Origin of the sequence: Amycolatopsis orientalis (assembly GCF_000943515.2) — a bacterium.
Classification (GTDB): Bacteria; Actinomycetota; Actinomycetes; order Mycobacteriales; family Pseudonocardiaceae; genus Amycolatopsis; species Amycolatopsis orientalis.
In genome coordinates this window covers 5,151,320-5,168,623 of the sequence record NZ_CP016174.1, presented here as the reverse complement: position 1 = coordinate 5,168,623, position 17,304 = coordinate 5,151,320, and the positions used below count along the sequence as shown (strand labels likewise).

Genomic DNA, 17,304 nt, shown 5'->3' with positions numbered 1-17,304 from the left:
AGGGGGAGCGGCTACTCTTGATGTCCGAAGGCCGCACGAAGCGCAGGAGGTGCGGGTGAGCCAAGAGCTCGATGCCGCGGTGTCCTCGAAGGACGGCACCGAGCAGAACGGTGTGTCACGACAGGGGGCCGCGCCCACGCCCTCCGCGACGCGCCGGGTCCGCGCCCGCCTCGCCCGCCGGATCACCGCACAGCGCGCCGCGCCGGTCAAGCAGGTACTCGAACCGCTCGCCGTCATCCACCGCGAGCTGCACCCCAACGCCGATCTGGCCCTGCTGCAGCGCGCTTACGACGTCGCCGAGGAGCTTCACCGCGATCAGCGGCGCAAGTCCGGCGACCCGTACATCACGCACCCGCTCGCGGTCGCGACGATCCTCGCCGAACTCGGCATGGACACCACGACGCTGGTCGCGGCGCTGCTGCACGACACCGTCGAGGACACCGGGTATTCGCTGGAGAGCCTGAAGGCCGACTTCGGCGAGAAGGTCGGCGAACTGGTCGACGGCGTCACCAAGCTGGACAAGGTCAAGCTCGGCACGGCCGCCGAGGCCGAGACCATCCGCAAGATGGTGATCGCGATGGCACGCGACCCGCGCGTGCTGGTCATCAAGCTGTCCGACCGGCTGCACAACATGCGCACGATGCGCTTCCTGCCGCCGGAGAAGCAGGCCCGCAAGGCCCGCGAGACCCTGGAGGTCCTCGCCCCGCTGGCGCACCGGCTCGGCATGGCGACGGTCAAGTGGGAGCTGGAGGACCTGGCCTTCGCCATCCTGCAGCCGAAGAAGTACGACGAGATCGTCCGCCTGGTCGCCGATCGCGCCCCCTCGCGGGACACGTACCTGCGGTCGGTGATCACCGAGCTGACCAGCAACCTGGAGGGCTCGCGGATCACCGCGAAGGTCGAGGGACGGCCGAAGCACTACTACTCGATCCACCAGAAGATGATCGTCCGCGGGCGCGACCTCGACGACATCCACGACCTGGTGGGCGTGCGGATCCTGGTCGAGGACGTCCGCGACTGCTACGCCGCGATGGGTGTCGTCCACGCGCTGTGGCAGCCGGTCCCCGGCCGGTTCAAGGACTACATCGCGCAGCCGCGGTTCGGCGTGTACCAGTCGCTGCACACCACGGTGATCGGACCGGACGGCAAGCCGCTGGAAGTCCAGATCCGCACCTACGAGATGCACCGCACCGCCGAGTACGGCATCGCCGCGCACTGGCGGTACAAGGAGACCAAGGGCACCCACAACGGCAACGCCGTGGACGTCGACGAGATGGCGTGGATGCGCCAGCTCCTCGACTGGCAGCGGGAAGCCGCGGACCCGGGCGACTTCCTCGAATCACTGCGCTACGAACTCGCCTCGCGCGAGATCTTCGTGTTCACGCCCAAGGGCGACGTGATCACGCTGCCGGTCGATTCGACCCCGGTCGACTTCGCCTACGCCGTGCACACGGAGGTCGGGCACCGCTGCATCGGCGCCCGCGTCAACGGCAGGCTCGTCGCGCTCGAGCGCAAGCTGGAGAACGGCGAGGTCATCGAGATCTTCACCTCGAAGGCCGAGACGGCGGGACCGAGCCGCGATTGGCTGCAGTTCGCCGGTTCCCCCAAGGCGCGCGCGAAGATCCGGCAGTGGTTCGCCAAGGAACGCCGCGACGAGGCGATCGAAGGCGGCAAGGAGGCCATCACCAAGGAGGTCCGCAAGGTCGGCCTCCCGATCCAGCGGCTGGTCTCCGCCGAGTCGATGGGCGCGGTCGCCACGGAACTCCGGCACCCCGACATCAGCTCGCTGTACGCCGCCGTCGGCGAGGGCCACACCAGTGCGAAGCACGTCGTGCAGCGGCTGGTCGCGCTCATCGGCGGGGTCGACGAGGCGGAGGAGGAGCTCGCCGAACGCGCGACCCCGTCCACGGTCACTCGCCGCCGCGGCTCGAACGACGTCGGCGTCGTGGTGAAGGGTGCCAGCGACGTCTGGGCCAAGCTCGCGCGCTGCTGCACGCCGGTGCCCGGCGACGAGATCCTCGGTTTCGTCACCCGCGGTGGCGGGGTCAGCGTGCACCGCACGGATTGCACCAACGCCGACGACCTGACAGCGCAGCCCGAGCGGCTGGTCGAGGTCGAGTGGGCGCCGTCGGCCTCGTCGGTGTTCCTCGTCGCGATCCAGGTCGAGGCGCTGGACAGGCACCGGCTGCTCTCGGACGTCACCAAGGTCCTCGCGGACGAGAAGGTCAACATCCTGTCCGCGTCGGTGACGACCTCGCGCGATCGCGTCGCGGTCAGCCGGTTCTCGTTCGAGATGGGCGACCCGAAGCATCTGGGCCACGTGCTGAAGGTGGTCCGGGGCGTCGAAGGCGTCTACGACGTCTACCGGGTGACTTCGGCGTCCTAGACCGGGGTTTTAGCCGGTTCCGCGGACGAAGGCCCAGGCACTGCGGTTGAGGGTGTCCTCGATCCCGCTGAAGCCTTCGGACTGGCTGATCTCGTCCTCGACCAGGTCGACGTCCGGATCGTCGGCCGTGCCGCCGCGGCCGTCGGGACCGACCCCGAACATCGCGGCCGGATCACCGCCGGGGTCCATGATGCCGACGACGTCGTTGGTGAGGTTCGTATGCCAGCTGCCCGACATGTGCCCGGCCTCGTGGCTGGTGACGTTGCCGATCGAGCGCCCGAGGAAGGCGATCTTGTCGCTGCCCGGTCCGAGATAGGTGTTGAGCGACCACGCCGGTCCGGCGGGCGAGCTGATCTCGTCGAGCAGGACCAGAGCGGTCTCCTCCTTGCCGAAGTTGCCCGCGTCGATGGACTGGGCGATGCCGATGGTCTGGATGCCCGACTCCAGGATGGTGCCGCCGACGACGACCCGGCTGACGTTCGGCTGTCCCCACGGATCGGCGTGGTCCCGGCTGTTGAGGACGCGTAGCGCGAACCTCGGGTTGGTGCCCTTGGCGATCAGGTCCCGGTGGAGGTTTTCCTTGACGGTGGCGACGATCGCGTCGGCCAGCGCGCGCTCGTCGTCCGCCGTGAGCCCCCAGCGCGGCAGGAAGGCGGACAGCGGGGAGAGATCGCGGATCCCGCCGCCCGAGCCGTAGATCGCCGTGTTCACCCTGGCGCCGTCGAAGTCGAGGAAGATCGTGTGCACACTGCCGCGCGGCGCGGTTTCCGTACCGGGCCGGAACGCTTCGACCTTGACCTCGTACGCCCCTTCACCCGCCTCGACGCCGAGCCGGTATCGGCCGTCCTTCGGTGCCACGAAGTCGACGACGGCGTTGCCCCCGCCGGGCATCGGCGAAGTGGAGGCGAAGATGGAGGTGAGGTCCTGCGAGGAGCCGAACACCTCCCGCCCGGCCGGGTCGTACCCCGCGAGCCGTGTCCCGCCGCCTGCCACCGACGCGCCCAGTACGTCCCCCGCGCGCAGGTCGAAGGAGTAGTAGTCGAGGTCGCCGCCGCTCTTGCCGCTGGTGATCACCAGGTCGTACGGGCCCTCGGTCTGGACGCCGCGGCCGGTGCCCGGTTTCTTGGGGTCATCGGGCACGCTGAAGGGGCCCGACCCGACCATGAGGAAGTACTCGCGGCCCGGCGGGATGGTGAACGAGAGCGTGGAGTCGCTGGATCCTCCCGCGTTGTCGTTGAGTCCCCACGTGTTGCCCGCGGCGTCGAACAGCGCGAGGAAGGTGTCGAGGGCGCCCTCCGGCGTCAGCGTCCGCGCCGCGAACGTCACCGGCGTGGCCGCCGCACTCAGCCGGTAGAAGTCGACGTCACCCGTGCCATCGCCGGCACTGCCGTACGGCCCGTCACCGATGACGCCGCGGGCGCGGGCGGCCCGGCGGGTGGCGCCGACGCCCGTTTCGTTCGCGAGACCGAGGGCGTCGTCGGGTTCGGCGGCCGGGGGCAGCGTGGGGATGGAGGTATCCGGTTTGAGGTCGCCGGTCAGCCGGACCTTGGGGTTCTTGCCACGTGGCGTCCCGAATCCCGCGATGTGTTCGGCGGCGGCGGGGGAGTCGTTGGCGCCGCTGGTCCCGGCCTGCTCCTTTTCCGCGTACGGGAGCGGATTCTGAGCCGACACCTGCGAGCGCGTAGTGGTCTTCGCCGCCCTGTCGCGGGTGACGGCCGCCCAGTCGACGGTCCCGAAATGCGAAGGGAACATCAGCAGCGGGTCGGGTTGGATACCTGCGGGCGCGGCCGTCGACTGTCCGCTCAGCAAGGCCGAAGTGAGCAGAGTGACCGCGAGAATTCCGAACACGCGTTTCGCCATCGAGTTTCCCCCTGGCTCGTTGGACGACCAGAAAACCACAGCGGGACGGCGTTGAAAGCCGCCTTTTGGGGTCTTGTTCACGTTCGGCGGGCTCCGGTGGAAACGCGCACTAGGGTGCGGAACATGACTGAAGGGTTCGAGTTCACTCGCGACGGCGAGGTCGCGCGGCTGACGTTCACCAGGCCGGAGAAGATGAACGCGATCACCTATGGGATGTGGTCGGCGATCCCGGACGTGGTCGCGCGGGTGGAGGCGGATCCGGGGATCAAGGTGCTCGTGCTGACCGGTGCGGGCGCGCATTTCTCGGCGGGCGCGGACATCAGCGAGTTCCGGGAGCTGCGGTCCACCGCCGACGCGGCCGAGACCTACGACAAGGCCGTCGACGGGGCGGTGGCGGCGCTGACGGCGTCGCGGAAGCCGACGGTGGCGATGATCCGCGGGAACTGCATCGGCGGCGGCTGCCAGCTCTCGGTCGCGTGCGACTTCCGGTTCGCCGCGGAGGGCTCGCGGTTCGGCATCACGCCGGCGAAGCTCGGCATCGTCTACCACTTCGGCTCGACGCGTCAGCTGGTTTCGCTGGTCGGCCCGGCGAACGCCAAGTACTTCCTGCTCTCGGGCGAACTCGTCGACGCGTGCCGGGCGCGGGAGATCGGGCTGCTCAACGACGTCTTTCCCGCGGACGACCTGGAGGCGTCGACGAGGAAGTTCGCCGAGACGCTGGCTTCGCGTTCGCAGGCGTCGGTGCGCGGGATGAACCGGATCATCGAGAAGATCGTCGCGGGACAAGAGGAATCCGACGCCGAGGTGGACGAGATCCGGCTCGGCGCCCTGCACGGCGAGGACTACGCCGAGGGCGTGGCCGCCTTCCTAGCGCGGCGGCCGCCGAAGTTCACCTATCGCTGACGGCTCGCTCAGAGCACGGCGAGCCGGTCCACCAGCAGCTCCACCCGCTGCTCGGTGTACTCCGGCGGCAGCCGTCCCGACCTGGTCAAGGTCGCCACCCCGTGCAGGGACGCCCAGAACACCTCGGTGAACAGTCCCGGGTCGACGCCGTCGCCCGCGACCTCACCGAGGCTCTCCAATAGCGCGGCGAAGGCGTCCTTGAGAGGTTCCGGGGTCTCTTCCTGTGCGTACGCGAGGCCGCCGTCGAGCTGGAAAAGGGCGTCGTAGACCGCCGGGTTGCGGGCGGCGAAGTCGAGGTAGGCGCGGGCGAGGGCGGATACCCGGGCGCGCGGGCCGTCCGCGGCGGCGGTCGCGGCCCGCATCGCCACGGCCATCTCGGTGGCGCCCTGGAGGGCAACGGCGCCGATGATCTCGCGTTTGCCGCGGAAATGGCTGTAGAGGACGGGCTGGCTGTATTCGATGCGCTCGGCCAGCCGTCGGGTGGTGACCGCGTCCCAGCCCTGCTGCTCGGCGAGTTCGCGGGCCGTCGCCACGATGAGGCGTTCGCGGTCCGCCCGTTCGCGCTCCTTGCGTTCTTGTACCGACATGAACAGATCCTAGCATCGCTAGACAAGCGAGCGGTAGAAGTACTAGCGTTGCCACATCAGCTATCAACGCTAGATTCTGGGAGACGTCGCCATGCTCAACGCTTTAGAGGTGCTCACCACCGTGCTCGTCGGGGTGATGGTGGGGGTGGAGTTCTCCGTCGCCTTCGTCATCAACCGGATTCTCAACGGCCTCCCGGACGACAGCGCCCTGCGCGGTCGCGCCCACGGCGGCCGGATGCTCGGCGCCGTGATGCCGTTCTGGTACATCGGCTCGCTCGTCCTCGTCGCGGTGTGGGCCATCGCCGGCTGGCAGGACCAGGGCAGCGGCCTTGTCGTCACCGCCGGGGCGCTGCTGGTCCTCAGCGTGATCATGTCGATCCTGCTGCTCGTCCCGATCAACAACCGGGGCAAGACGTGGACGCCGGAGAACCGGCCCGCCGACTGGAAGCAGCAGATGAACCGCTGGGACCGTTTCCACTACGGCCGCGTCGCCGTCATCATCGCCGCCTTCGCCCTGCTGGTCGCCGCCCGCGCGTGACGCGGACGGCGGGTCCGGACGGCGCCGGAGCGGGTCAGATCTCGTCCCAGGGGTTGCTCTCGTACGCCTCGGTCAGGATCCGGCCGGTCTCCGGCGCGAACGGCAGGACGACGTCGTCCACCGACGCCACCGGCCGGCCGATCGACTCCGAGTTGGTCAGGAACATCGCGTCGAATCCCGGCAGCTCGGCCGGGCGGACTTCCCTGCTCTCCTGCGGGATCCCGCCGCGCTCCAGGCCCCGCCGCACCAGTTGCTGGGAAATCCCGTCCAGCACCGGTGCCTGAGGCCAGACCACCGTGCCGCCGTCGAGGAAACCGACGTTCCAGATCGACGCCTCGCTGACCCGGCCCTGGTAGTCGATGAACAACGCGTCGTCGTAGCCCGCCATCTTCGCCTCGCGCCTGTGGTGGACCAGCCCGAACGTGCCGACGTGCTTGACCTCGGGCAGCACCCGTTCGTAGCGCACGGACCGCAGGCGCAGCGGCGTCAGTTCGTGCTCCTGCGGCGGCCCGGTCCGGACCAGCACGTCCGGCGCCGCGGGCGCGCCGGGATCGGACCAGTCCATCGCGCGGGAGAAGATCACCACCCGCACGGACAGCGCGCCCGCGCCCTGGACGGCCTGCCGGACATACCCGCGCACGGCGTCGGTGTCGAGCTCGCTGGCGAACATCCGCCGCGTACTCGTCACCAGCCGGTTCAGATGGACGTCCAGGCCGCGGACCTTGCCGTCGCGGACCTGCATCGCGGTGAAATGACCGTAACCGAACGCGCCCGCCAGGTCTTCCGACCGGGCGGGCGCGCCGTTGAGCTCCAGCTTCACGTCAGGGGCTGACCGTGACGCCGGTGAACTTGACCTCGGTGTTGGGCGGGCCGGTCCCGTCGCCGTTGCCGGCCTGGGCGTTGGCGCCCGCCTTGGCGACCTTGTCGAGCACCTTCAGGCCGTCGTCGGAGATGCTGCCGAAGACCGAGTACTCCGCGGGCAGTTCCGCCTCGCCGTAGACCATGAAGAACTGGCTGCCACCGGAGTTCGGCTGCTGCGTCTTCGCCATCGCGAGGAGGCCGCGGCCGTACTTGATCTCTTTGAACGCCTCGTCCGGCATCGTGTAGCCCGGGCCGCCCATGCCGCTGGCTTCGGGGTCACCGCACTGCAGCATCTGCAGGCCGGTGGTGCCGAGCCGGTGGCATTTGGTGTCGTTGAAGTAGCCCTGCTGGGAGAGGCTGATGAAGCTCTGGACGGCGCACGGCGCGAGCGCCCGGTCCAGCGTCAGCGGGATGTCGCCCGCGGTGCTCTTGAGCACGACGTTCACCGTGCCGTTCGAAGAGACGTCCTTGCCTTCCGGCTTGTTCACCTTCTTCGACGCCGGCTTGGTGGTGTCGTCCTTGTAGTCGCAGGACACCGGGTTCGCCAGCGGCGTCGGCCGCTTCGGCATCGGAGCGCGCTCCGTGGGGATGGTGACCTCTGGGGTCGGGGGAGCCGAGCTCGGGGAAGCGTCGGAGGCGGCGTCGTCACCACTGTTACTGCTGACGATCCACCACACCGCGCCCGCCACGATGGCGACGACGCCGACGACCGCCACCGAGCCGACGATCTTGCGCCGCTTGGCCTTTTCGGCCCGTCGCACGATCTGTCGCTCGAGCTTGCGCTTCGCGGCTTCGCGGCGCTGCTGGTTGGTCGGCACCCGCCCTCCCCGTTTCCACTCGATGTTCACACGTCTGAGGTGGGGGAAGTCTATGGGCACAGCCTGTGAGGCCCCCGTACAGGGGCCGCTACGCTTACTTGATCGTGATCAGGGCCATCCTGTCACCTGTTCGGCGGAAGATACGAGGAGGCGTTTCGTGCTGGTTGTCGGTTTTCCGGCAGGCCCCCTCGAAGCCAACTGCTATCTGCTCGCGCCGGAAGACGGCGGGGACTGCGTGCTCGTGGATCCCGGCGAGGACATCGGCGCAGCCCTCGATGCCGCGCTGGCCGCACACGGCCTGACGCCGGTCGCGATGCTCGCCACCCACGGCCACCCCGACCACGTCGCTTCGGCGGCCGAGGTCGGCTCGCGTCACGGGATACCTCTTCATCTGCATGAGGCGGACCGGCCACTACTGGCCGCGGACGCCGGGGAATGGAAGGACGGGATCGTGCCACTCGTCAAGGGCCCGCTCAGGCTGGCCGGACTGGAGATCACGGTGTCCCACACGCCGGGCCACACCGCCGGTTCGGTGACCTTCGGGCTGACCTCCGCCGAGGGCGGCCGGATCGTGCTCACCGGGGACAGCCTGTTCGCCGGTTCGATCGGCCGGTCCTCCGGGGCGGACGGGGAACTCGTGCGATCCCTCGGCGCCAAGGTGATGACGCTGCCCGACGACACCGTCGTCCTGCCGGGGCACGGCCCGGCGACCACGATCGGGCAGGAGCGCGCGGGCAACCCGTTCCTGGCCGGGACGGGATCGTGAGCGAGATGGCGGAGTCCGGCGGCGCACCGGAGACCCCCGAGCGCCTTCCCCTGTTCCACGACGACCCCAAGCTCCGCCGCAAGCGCGGCTGCTCCGGCATCGTGGGCGTCGTGATCTTCGCGGCCGCGTTCGGCGGGATCGCCGGGCTGATCGGCGGTGAGATCGCCGGGCTCGTCGTGGCCGGGGTGATCGCGCTGCCGTTGCTCTACATCATGTTCTACAACCTGCGCCGTCGTGTCTGGCTCGAAGGCGAAACGCTCATCGTGCGGACGTGGGGACTGCGGCGGGTCGCCCTGACCTCGGCCGAGCGCATCGACCTGGTGATCAGCGATGTACGCGGCACCCGGACGGTCAGCCTGCTGGTCAACGCGGGCAAACGGCGCAAGGTGGCGAAGGTCGACCTGGCCGTCTATTCCGGTGCGGGCGGGCGGGAACTCGGCATCCTGCAACTGCGCAAGCTGGCGAACGCGCTGCTGAACAACACCGAGGCGAACGGCCTGGTGTTCTCGGAACTGCTGGTGGCGCAGCTGAAATCGGAGGCGCGCGGGGACGCGGCGGCGGAGCGGCCGCTCTACCGGCTGGCCTCGGCGGCGCCCGCCGGGAAGTACATCCAGCGGTTCACGATGGAGGCCGTCAGCCGGTTCGTGGCGACCTTGGAGTGAAGGCGGCGGAGAGCGTTCGGTCTCGTGAGTGGTGATGACGGTCAGAACCGTCATCACCACTCACGAGGATCCGGCCTTTGCGGTGCTGGGCGGCGAAGCCTGACTGTGTGGGTTTTGGGACATCTGACGTCCCAAAATCCACACAGCCCCGCGTCATAGGAGTTTGTGGTTCCGCGAGCGCAGCGCCTGTCCGTCTCGTGAGTGGTGATGACGGTTAGAACCGTCATCACCACTCACGAGACTTGGGGCTCCCGCGAGGCGATCAGCGCGGCCAGCACGGTGGTGACCGGAACCGCCGCGACGATGCCGACACTCCCGGCCAGCGTCCGCACGATCTCCTGCGCGATGTTCTCAGCGCCGAGGATCGAACCGAGGCCCACACCCGAAAGCGACGTGTACAGCAGCACCGGCAACGCCGCGCCCGCGTACGCCATCACGAGCGTGTTGACCGCCGAACCGACGTGGTCACGCCCGATCCGCAGGCCCGCGCCGTAAAGCTCACGCCAGCCGAGCGCCGGGTTCGCCCGCCGCAGCTCCCACACCGCGCTCGTCTGCGTCACCGTGACGTCGTCCAGCACCCCGAGCGCGCCGATCACGACACCGGCCAGCAGCAGCCCCCGCGCGTCGATCCCGTGCCCGAGCGAGCCGATCAGCTGCGAGGTGCTGTCGTCCAGTCCGGTGAGCGACGACGCCGCCGAGAAGATCGCCGACAGGACGCCGATCAGGACCAGGCTCACCAAGGTCCCCAGCACCGCCACCGAGGTTCTCGCCGACAGCCCGTGGGTCAGGTACAGCGCGACGAACATGATCGCGCCCGCGCCCGCGATCGCCACCAGCAGCGGACTTTCCCCGGCGAGGATCGACGGCAGCACGAACAGGGCCAGCACCAGGAAGCTCAGCCCCAGCGCGATCAACGCGGCGATTCCCTGCCACCGGCCCAGCACGATCACCGCGAGCGCGAACAGCCCGGCGAGCAGCAGCAACGGTGTGCCGCGTTGGAAGTCGACGATCTGGAACGACGCCGGATTCGCGACGTCGCCGCCGTTGTAGGACAGCACCACCTTGTCGCCTGCGGTGAACCGCGGCGTGCTCGGCTCGATCGGGAGGGTCAGCTTCAGCGGCTTTCCCGTCCCAGGGCCGTCGGTCATGGTCAGTTCGCTGGTGAGGCACGGTTTCGCGTCCGGCGGCGGATCGCCGACCTGGACCTGCCCCTCGGCGAGACACGGCCCGGTGATCGTCGCGGTGATCGTGGCGTTGACCGGAGTCCCTTGGGGGAAGGCGCTTTTCGCCGGATCCTTGCCCCAGGGATAGAGCAGGACCATCCCGGCCACGGTCGCGACGGCGAGCGGGATCAGCAGCCACATCAGCAGCTGCCGGACCCGGCGCGACGCGGGCGCCGCCGGTCCGTGGCCGTGCGAGTGCCCGTGTCCGTGACCGGCGGGCTCGGGCCGGGGCTTGGGTGCCGGTGCCCGTTCCGGCGCCGGTGCCGACGCCGGTTCTGCCGCGCGGCGTCTGCCCGGGGCGGCCTGCCGCGGCCGTTCGGCCTGGGGACGCGGGCGCCGGACGCCTTCGGGCGGGGTCCGGCGCGGCGAACGGGACGTTCCGGGCGAACGATCGGACGGGGTGTCCGTTACCCGGCGAATCGGGCCGGTGTCGTCGTCGGAGAGGTCGCGGCGGTTCACCCGCACATCCTGCACAGCCCGCGCCGCCCGCCGCTCGCGGGGCCCGGTGCGGTCAGCCGAAGGCCTGGCGCAGGTGGACCCGGCGGTAGGCGGACGGCGGGGTGTCGAAGTGGTCGAGGAAGGCCTGGCGAAGCGTCTCGGTCGAGCCGAAGCCGCACCGCCTCGCGATCGACGTCAGGGGAAGTTCGGTGCCGCACAACAGCTTCGCCGCGTTCTCGGTCCTGGCCGCCCGGACGTACCGGCTGGGCGTGGTGCTCAGATGCGCGTCGAACAGCCTCGTCAGCTGCCGGGTGCTGATCCCCGCGCGATCGGCGAGCACGGTGGTGCTGAGATCGCCCGCGAGGTGTTCGGAGACGTACGCGGTGATGTCGCGGACCAGCCGGTTCTCCGGCGGTGGGCCGGAGAGGAACATGCTCACCTGCGCCTGGTTCCCCGGTCGCTGCAGGTAGGTGACCAGCATGCGGGCGACTTCCCTGGCGAGGCTGGGGCCGTGGTCCTCCTCGACGAAGGCGAGGGTGAGGTCGATCCCGCTGGTGACGCCCGCCGCCGTGCAGACGTTGCCGTCGCGGATGTACAACGGCACCGGGTCCACGTTCACCTGCGGGTAGTTCGTCGCCAGCCGGTTCGCGAACCGCCAGTGCGTGGTGGCGCGGCGCCCGTTGAGCAGCCCGCACGCGGCCAGCACGGTGGCGCCGGTGCACACCGAGGCGACGCGACGGCTGTTCTGCGCGAGCCTGCGGATGTGGGAGACGATCCGCGGGTCGGCCGCGGCGGTCTCGTGCCCGCTCCCGCCCGCGACGATCAGCGTGTCGAGTTCGCCGGTCACCTGGTCGAGCCGGTGCTGTGCCTGCAGGGTCAGCCCGGAGTCGCAGCGGATGCCGCGGCCGTCGACGCTGGCGAGCATGATCTCGTACCCCGGCCGGCCGCCGAGTTTCGTCGCGGCGTCCAGGACGTCCGAAGGGCCGGCGATGTCGAGCAGCTCGGCATGGGTGTACCCCACGATCAACACTCGTCTGGGTGAACCCGGCATGATCGAACGCTAGCAGGATCGCCCGGCCGTTGGACATGGTTCGCAGGAATCCGGACATCCGGCTCACCGGCTCGGCCCGGCTGCGCCACCGTGGCCCTCATGACTGAGGACAAGAAGACCATCGCGTTCGTGGTGTACCCGGGGATGACCCCGCTCGACATGGTCGGGCCGCTGACCGTGCTGGACGGCATGGCGAGCACCGTCCCGGAATTCCGGACCGTCGTGGTCGGCGAGACGAAGGAGCCCATCGGCACCGACAATCCCCTGAAGCTCTCGGCGAACCACACCTACGACGAGGTTCCTTCGCCGTACGCGCTCCTCGTCCCGGGCGGCGCCGCGCCGACGCTGAAGGCGCTCGCCGACGAGAAGCTGATCGACTACGTGCGGACAGCCGCGGCGAGCGCGGAGCTGGTGACCTCGGTGTGCACGGGATCGCTGGTGCTGGGCCAGGCGGGGCTGCTGGAGGGCCGCCGCGCGACGACGCACTGGATGTTCCGGGAGCTGCTGGGCGCGTTCGGCGCGGAACCGGTCGCCGAACGCTGGGTCGAGGACGGGAACGTGATCACCGCCGCCGGGGTGTCGGCGGGGATCGATCTCGCGCTGCACCTGGTCGAGCGGCTCGTCGGCGCCGAGATCGCGCGGACGATCCAGTTCGTCATCGAGTACGACCCGGAGCCGCCGCTCGGCGCGCTCGACTGGTCGAAGCGGCCGTACGGGGACCTCAAACCGTTGCTGGAGCACACTTTGAAGGACGCGCTCGCGGACGAGCCCGCTCTGCGGGACAGGTTGCTTGCGCACACCGGACGGTAGGGCGGCGGCCATCCGGGTGAGAAGCGACGATTCGGGGACTCCGCCGGGTTAGATTCTGGCCACCCGTCCAGGTGATAGGTGCTTCGTGGAGTTCAAGGTGCTCGGCCCGCTCAGGGCCTCGGTCCCGCTGCCGTCGGCGGCTCAGCCCCGTCGGGTGCTCGGGCTGCTCCTGGCCCGGCCGAACGAGTTCGTCCACCGGAACACCCTCGTGGACGAACTCTGGCCGCAGGGGCCGCCGTCGAGTGCCGCCGCCGTCGTGCAGATGGCGGTTTCCAAGCTGCGCAAGGCGTTGTCGCCCGGAGTACCGGTGGACGACGCCCGGCAGCGGCTGCGGTCCGGCCGGGACGGCTACCGGCTGATCGTGTCGGAAGGGGAACTGGACGTCTCCGGTTTCACCGGCCTGACCGCGGCCGCGGCGACGGCGACCGGCGACGAGCGCAGGGCGCTGCTCGAACGGGCACTCGGGTTGTGGCGCGGCCGGGCGTTCGCCGACGTCCCGGCCGGGCCGCTGCTGGAGGCGTACAAGCTGTGGCTGGAAGACCGGCGGTGCTCGGTTCTGGGCAAACTCGTGGAGCTGGACCTGGCGGCCGGTGACCACAAGGCGGTCGCCGACCGGCTGGGCCCGGAATTGGCCACCCGGCCGGGCGACGAGCGCCTCGCGGGATGGCTCGCCGAGGCACTGCACGGCCTCGGCCGCCGGGACGCCGCGCTCGCCGTCCTCGACCGGTGTCGTCACGCGCTTTGGGAGCACGCGGGTGTTTCGCCGGGCGAGGACCTGCTCGCGGTCCACCGCCGGATCGCCGGAACCGGCTGGTCGGCAGGCGGCCCGCCCTGCCGCCTCCCGCCGGCGACCCCGGATTTCACCGGCCGGGCGGGCGAACTGGCGGAACTGGGCCGTGCGCTGCGCGGTCCCGCGCCGGTCGTCCTGCACGGCGCGGCGGGTGCGGGGAAGAGCGCGCTGGCCGTCCAGGCCGCGTGGCGGGTGCGCAAACGGTTCCCGGACGGTCAGTTCGTCGCCGATCTGCGGGAGACCGGCGACGTGCTCGCCGGATTCCTCCGCGCGCTGGGCCTCGCGGAAACGGAACTCCCGGCCGACCGGGCCGGGCTGATCTCCCTGTGGCGCAGCCATACCGCGGACCGGCGGGGGCTGGTGCTCGTCGAGAACGCGCGCTCCGAGGCCGAGGTCCGGCCGTTGCTGCCGAGTGGTCCGGGCTGCGCGACGATCGTCACGACACGGCGGCAGCTGGCGGGACTCGCCGGTGCCAGGCCGATCGAGGTCGGTGATCTGTCCTACGCGGAATCGCGGGTGCTGTTCGGGGCGATCATCGGCGAGGACCGGGCGGCGGCCGAACCGGACGCCGTCCGCCGGGTGCTGGCCTGCTGTGACGGGCTCGCGCTGGCGGTGCGCGCGGCGGGGACGAAGCTGCGGCAGCGGCCGAGGCTGGGCATCGCCGAATTCGCGGCGCGCCTGGAGAACGAGCGCCTGCGTCTCGACGAACTCGCCGCGGGCGACCTCGCCGTCCGCCCGGTGCTCGCCGAAGCCCTCGCCGAAGTGTCGCCGCGGCAGCGGAACTCCTTGCGTTTGCTCGGTTTCCCCGGCGCCACCGAGGTCGCAGACTGGTTCGCGGCCGCCCTGCTGGGCTGTTCGTCCCGTCAGGCGGCCGAGCTGCTCGACGAATTGGTGGATGAACACCTGCTCCACGTCGCACCGGATCAGGCCGGTTTCCCGCGGTACCGGCTGCCCGGCCTGATCCGTCTCGCGCTCCGGGAACCGCCGGATCCCGCCGCCCTCAAGCGCGCGCTGACGGTCACTGCGGCGTTGGCCGAACACGCGAGCGCCGCGCTCGGCGCCGAGTACCCGCCCGCTCGCCGGACGGACACGCCCGTGGCGGCGTCGGACCGAGTCACGGCCGACCCGATCGGCTGGCGTGACACGGAAATCGCGAACGTCGCGCTCGCCGTCCGGACCGCGCGCGGCCACGGCTGGACCGAGTTGACCGCGCGGCTGGCCGAAGCACACGGCGACCTCGTCGGCCCCCGGCACGGCGGCCCGTTGGCGCTGATCGGGTTCGACGTCGTCCGCGAACGGCTCGACCTGCCCGCGGAGGCGGGGAAACTGCTGAAGCTCGGTCACTCACACGCCGACGCGGGCGATCTGGCGCGGGCGAGGACGTGTTTCGCGTTGGCCGAAGCCAGGTTCCGCACTTCAGGCGATCCGCGCGGCACCGGATCCGCGCTCGTCGCGCTCGCCGACGTCGACGCGGACTCCGGCAGGCCCCGGTCGGCGGTCGGCGCGTTGCGGGAGGCGCTGGACCTGTTCCGGGACTCCGGTGATCTCGCCGGGCAGGCGATGGCGTCGGCCCAGTTCGGCTCGCTCTGGGACGATCTCGGCGACTTCCGGCGGGCGAAGGAGTGTTTCGAGGCGAGCCTGCTGCTTTCCCTCCATTGCGAGGACGGGCGGCAGCACGACCGGTCCGCCAAACGGTACGCCGACGTCCTGCGCCGCAACGGCAGGCTGGACGAGGCCGGTGACCTGCTGGCGAGTGCGCTGACCGGCACCCGCAGCTCGCGCGAACGCCACTGGGAGGCGCACGTCCTGCGCAGCCTCGGTGACCTTCACGCGGAGGTGGGGGAAGCGGGGGAGAGCGAACGCTGTCTTTCACGGTCGCTGGAGTTGTTCGAGCACGTCGGCCACCGGCACGCGGCCGCCTACACGCACCGGAGTTTCGGCGAGTCGCTGCGGCTGGCGGGTGAACCGGACCGGGCGGCGGAGCACCTGGGACTCGCGATGAGCACGTTCCGCGCGCTCGGTGACCGCCGGGGCGGCGGATACGCCCTGCTCAGCTTGGGTCGTCTGCGGGCCGACGAAGGCGTCGTCACCGAAGCGGCCGAAGGACTCCGTACGGCGGCCGGGCTGTTCCGGGAACTGGGTTTCCCGGTGTGGGAACTGCGCGCGCTCCAGGGCCTCTCCGCCGTCGACAGGGATGGGCGGCAGCGGGAACGGGCTCGTGAAGCCTTGACGAAGATCCGCTTCGGAGCGACGCCGGGATAGCCCGGCAGGGGATCACCGCCCGCCGCGTTTGGCGAAGTTATGGGGCCGGTGTGTTGACTCGGTCCCGGGACTTCGCGCCGTCCCGGAATCGCGGGACTGGGGGTGACGGCGCGTGCTCGTGGCCGGGTGACGCCTTCCGAGGGCAGGAGGCGTCACCCGGTTCGCCGGTCAGCCGCCGACGTGCAGCAGCACGTCCGCGTCGTCGAGGATCCCTTGGTCGAGCGGGAAGTAGCCCTGCCGCGGGGTGGGGTCGGTCCGGACGCGTGCCGCCGGGACCTCCCCGGGCTGGAGCAGACCCCACTCGGTGGTGACGTGCTTCTGCAGGAAGCCTTCGTAGGTATCGGGTTCGGGCTCCTGCAGCGCGATGGCCCCACTTCGGCCGAGACTGGTCACGACGAAGGTGTAGCGGTCGCCGAGCAGCGGCCCCACCAGCGCGCCGGCCGGGAACCAGGTGGTCTCCGTCCCGGCCACGGTCATCGTGCTCGCTTGGCGCCGCAGGTGGAGGTTGTGCGCGAAGACCAGTGTCGCGCCGCGACCGGCTTCGGCGGCGCGGATGTCGAGCAGATTCCGCGCCATGATCGCGTCCCTGATGGCGACCAGGGGCAGGTACCGATCCTGCGGTTCGAGCGGTTCGGCGCATTGCCGGTGGTAGCGCAGCAGATCGATCCCCGCCATGAGGTGGTTCTCCGCCCGCGCCCAGTCAGGCGTGACCGGTCGCGGCTCGCGGGCGCGGAGCGCGGTGAGCAGATCGGCCGCGATCGCGCGCAGCCGGTAGGCGTCCGCTGTGGCACCGATCGACGAGGCCGCGTCCAGCACCGCCTCCGTCCGGCTCCAGCGTTCGTCGTCGCCCGCCGGGCCGGCGATGTCCACGTCCAGGCCGAGGAAGTCGCGGGCGTACTCGAGATAGCGCCGCGGGCTGGGCGCCGAGGTGTTCTCGGTCTGGGTGTCGAAGCCGTGGAAGGTGAGCTGTTCTCCGGGCGGGCGGTTCTCGTTGTACTCCCGCATCCACGCGATCAGCCGCCGATTCGCTTCCACGGTGCCGAAGACGTGCGTGAAGCCCTCGCTCATCGCGAGGTCGAGGGATCCTTTGCCATGCTGGACGAAGTCGTTCGCGATGTGCGCGGCCACGCGATCGGTCTCCAGGGCGATCGAACGGAAACCGCGGTCGACGAGCTGGGCGAACAGCTCGTTGCGGATCTCCGCGAAGAGCGGGATCGCGTGCGTCGGCTCGCCCAGGGCGAGCAGGTCGCAGGAGGGGGTGACGAAGTCTCGGATGTCTTGACTCATGAGGTTCAAGCGTATCGTTGATACACCGGTTGAAACTTTCCTCAGCTGGACATGGGGGAGAG

At 70.3% G+C, this 17,304-nt stretch carries 14 protein-coding genes; 7 read left to right on the top strand and 7 right to left on the bottom strand.

The window, feature by feature from the left end:
- The first annotated feature begins 55 nt into the window (after positions 1 to 55).
- A complete protein-coding gene (locus SD37_RS22610) occupies positions 56 to 2,386 on the top strand; it encodes a RelA/SpoT family protein (protein ID WP_044855000.1) in 2,331 nt (776 codons plus the stop codon).
- A gap of 9 nt (positions 2,387 to 2,395) precedes the next feature.
- On the opposite strand, the gene SD37_RS22605 is transcribed toward SD37_RS22610, so the two are convergent.
- Complete coding sequence (locus SD37_RS22605) at positions 2,396 to 4,246, bottom strand: hypothetical protein (RefSeq protein WP_065912932.1); 1,851 nt, start codon at positions 4,244 to 4,246, stop codon at positions 2,396 to 2,398.
- A 123-nt stretch (positions 4,247 to 4,369) separates the two neighbouring features.
- Between SD37_RS22605 and SD37_RS22600 the strand changes: the two genes are divergently transcribed.
- On the top strand, positions 4,370 to 5,149 hold the full coding sequence (locus SD37_RS22600) for an enoyl-CoA hydratase/isomerase family protein (protein WP_044855002.1): 780 nt from the start codon (positions 4,370 to 4,372) through the stop codon (positions 5,147 to 5,149).
- An 8-nt stretch (positions 5,150 to 5,157) separates the two neighbouring features.
- Here SD37_RS22600 and SD37_RS22595 read toward each other — a convergent pair whose 3' ends face one another.
- The gene (locus SD37_RS22595) at positions 5,158 to 5,736 is read right to left on the bottom strand and encodes a TetR/AcrR family transcriptional regulator (RefSeq protein ID WP_044855003.1); all 579 of its coding nucleotides are present in this window, start codon (positions 5,734 to 5,736) and stop codon (positions 5,158 to 5,160) included.
- A 91-nt stretch (positions 5,737 to 5,827) separates the two neighbouring features.
- On the opposite strand from SD37_RS22595, the gene SD37_RS22590 reads away from it, so the two are divergent.
- Complete coding sequence (locus SD37_RS22590) at positions 5,828 to 6,274, top strand: anthrone oxygenase family protein (RefSeq protein ID WP_044855004.1); 447 nt, start codon at positions 5,828 to 5,830, stop codon at positions 6,272 to 6,274.
- A 34-nt stretch (positions 6,275 to 6,308) separates the two neighbouring features.
- Here SD37_RS22590 and SD37_RS22585 read toward each other — a convergent pair whose 3' ends face one another.
- Both SD37_RS22585 and SD37_RS22580 read right to left on the bottom strand, forming a co-directional pair.
- Positions 6,309 to 7,094: an aminotransferase class IV family protein gene (locus SD37_RS22585; RefSeq protein WP_044855005.1), complete on the bottom strand. Its 786-nt coding sequence runs from the start codon at positions 7,092 to 7,094 to the stop codon at positions 6,309 to 6,311.
- 1 nt (position 7,095) lies between these two features.
- Positions 7,096 to 7,953 carry a peptidylprolyl isomerase gene (locus SD37_RS22580; RefSeq protein ID WP_044855006.1) on the bottom strand — a complete coding sequence of 286 codons (858 nt, stop codon included), beginning with the start codon at positions 7,951 to 7,953 and terminating at the stop codon, positions 7,096 to 7,098.
- A 157-nt stretch (positions 7,954 to 8,110) separates the two neighbouring features.
- Between SD37_RS22580 and SD37_RS22575 the strand changes: the two genes are divergently transcribed.
- Both SD37_RS22575 and SD37_RS22570 read left to right on the top strand, forming a co-directional pair.
- The gene (locus tag SD37_RS22575; RefSeq protein WP_044855007.1) at positions 8,111 to 8,719 is read left to right on the top strand and encodes an MBL fold metallo-hydrolase; all 609 of its coding nucleotides are present in this window, start codon (positions 8,111 to 8,113) and stop codon (positions 8,717 to 8,719) included.
- A gap of 5 nt (positions 8,720 to 8,724) precedes the next feature.
- Positions 8,725 to 9,381 (top strand): hypothetical protein, encoded by a 657-nt coding sequence (locus tag SD37_RS22570; RefSeq protein ID WP_044855087.1) that lies wholly within the window; start codon positions 8,725 to 8,727, stop codon positions 9,379 to 9,381.
- A gap of 233 nt (positions 9,382 to 9,614) precedes the next feature.
- Here SD37_RS22570 and SD37_RS22565 read toward each other — a convergent pair whose 3' ends face one another.
- Together SD37_RS22565 and SD37_RS22560 are read right to left on the bottom strand one after the other, a co-directional pair.
- Positions 9,615 to 11,063: a YibE/F family protein gene (locus SD37_RS22565; RefSeq protein ID WP_044855008.1), complete on the bottom strand. Its 1,449-nt coding sequence runs from the start codon at positions 11,061 to 11,063 to the stop codon at positions 9,615 to 9,617.
- A 52-nt stretch (positions 11,064 to 11,115) separates the two neighbouring features.
- Positions 11,116 to 12,093 carry a GlxA family transcriptional regulator gene (locus SD37_RS22560; protein ID WP_044855009.1) on the bottom strand — a complete coding sequence of 326 codons (978 nt, stop codon included), beginning with the start codon at positions 12,091 to 12,093 and terminating at the stop codon, positions 11,116 to 11,118.
- A 99-nt stretch (positions 12,094 to 12,192) separates the two neighbouring features.
- On the opposite strand from SD37_RS22560, the gene SD37_RS22555 reads away from it, so the two are divergent.
- Together SD37_RS22555 and SD37_RS22550 are read left to right on the top strand one after the other, a co-directional pair.
- Positions 12,193 to 12,903, top strand: a complete 711-nt coding sequence (locus tag SD37_RS22555) for a DJ-1/PfpI family protein (RefSeq protein ID WP_044855088.1) — start codon at positions 12,193 to 12,195, stop codon at positions 12,901 to 12,903.
- Between the two features lie 85 nt (positions 12,904 to 12,988).
- Positions 12,989 to 15,955, top strand: coding sequence for an AfsR/SARP family transcriptional regulator (locus SD37_RS22550; RefSeq protein WP_065912931.1), 2,967 nt, complete (start codon positions 12,989 to 12,991; stop codon positions 15,953 to 15,955).
- Positions 15,956 to 16,123: 168 nt separating this feature from the next.
- On the opposite strand, the gene SD37_RS22545 is transcribed toward SD37_RS22550, so the two are convergent.
- Positions 16,124 to 17,242 (bottom strand): erythromycin esterase family protein, encoded by a 1,119-nt coding sequence (locus tag SD37_RS22545; RefSeq protein WP_065912930.1) that lies wholly within the window; start codon positions 17,240 to 17,242, stop codon positions 16,124 to 16,126.
- Positions 17,243 to 17,304: the final 62 nt, after the last annotated feature.

Bases quoted from the DNA above. Each gene is read 5' to 3' on its own strand.
- SD37_RS22595 (WP_044855003.1), bottom strand. From the start codon at position 5,736: ATGTCGGTACAAGAACGCAAGGAGCGCGAACGGGCGGACCGCGAACGC.
- SD37_RS22590 (WP_044855004.1), top strand. From the start codon at position 5,828: ATGCTCAACGCTTTAGAGGTGCTCACCACCGTGCTCGTCGGGGTGATG.
- SD37_RS22545 (WP_065912930.1), bottom strand. From the start codon at position 17,242: ATGAGTCAAGACATCCGAGACTTCGTCACCCCCTCCTGCGACCTGCTC.
- SD37_RS22560 (WP_044855009.1), bottom strand. From the start codon at position 12,093: ATGCCGGGTTCACCCAGACGAGTGTTGATCGTGGGGTACACCCATGCC.
- SD37_RS22600 (WP_044855002.1), top strand. From the start codon at position 4,370: ATGACTGAAGGGTTCGAGTTCACTCGCGACGGCGAGGTCGCGCGGCTG.
- SD37_RS22555 (WP_044855088.1), top strand. From the start codon at position 12,193: ATGACTGAGGACAAGAAGACCATCGCGTTCGTGGTGTACCCGGGGATG.
- SD37_RS22605 (WP_065912932.1), bottom strand. From the start codon at position 4,246: ATGGCGAAACGCGTGTTCGGAATTCTCGCGGTCACTCTGCTCACTTCG.
- SD37_RS22570 (WP_044855087.1), top strand. From the start codon at position 8,725: ATGGCGGAGTCCGGCGGCGCACCGGAGACCCCCGAGCGCCTTCCCCTG.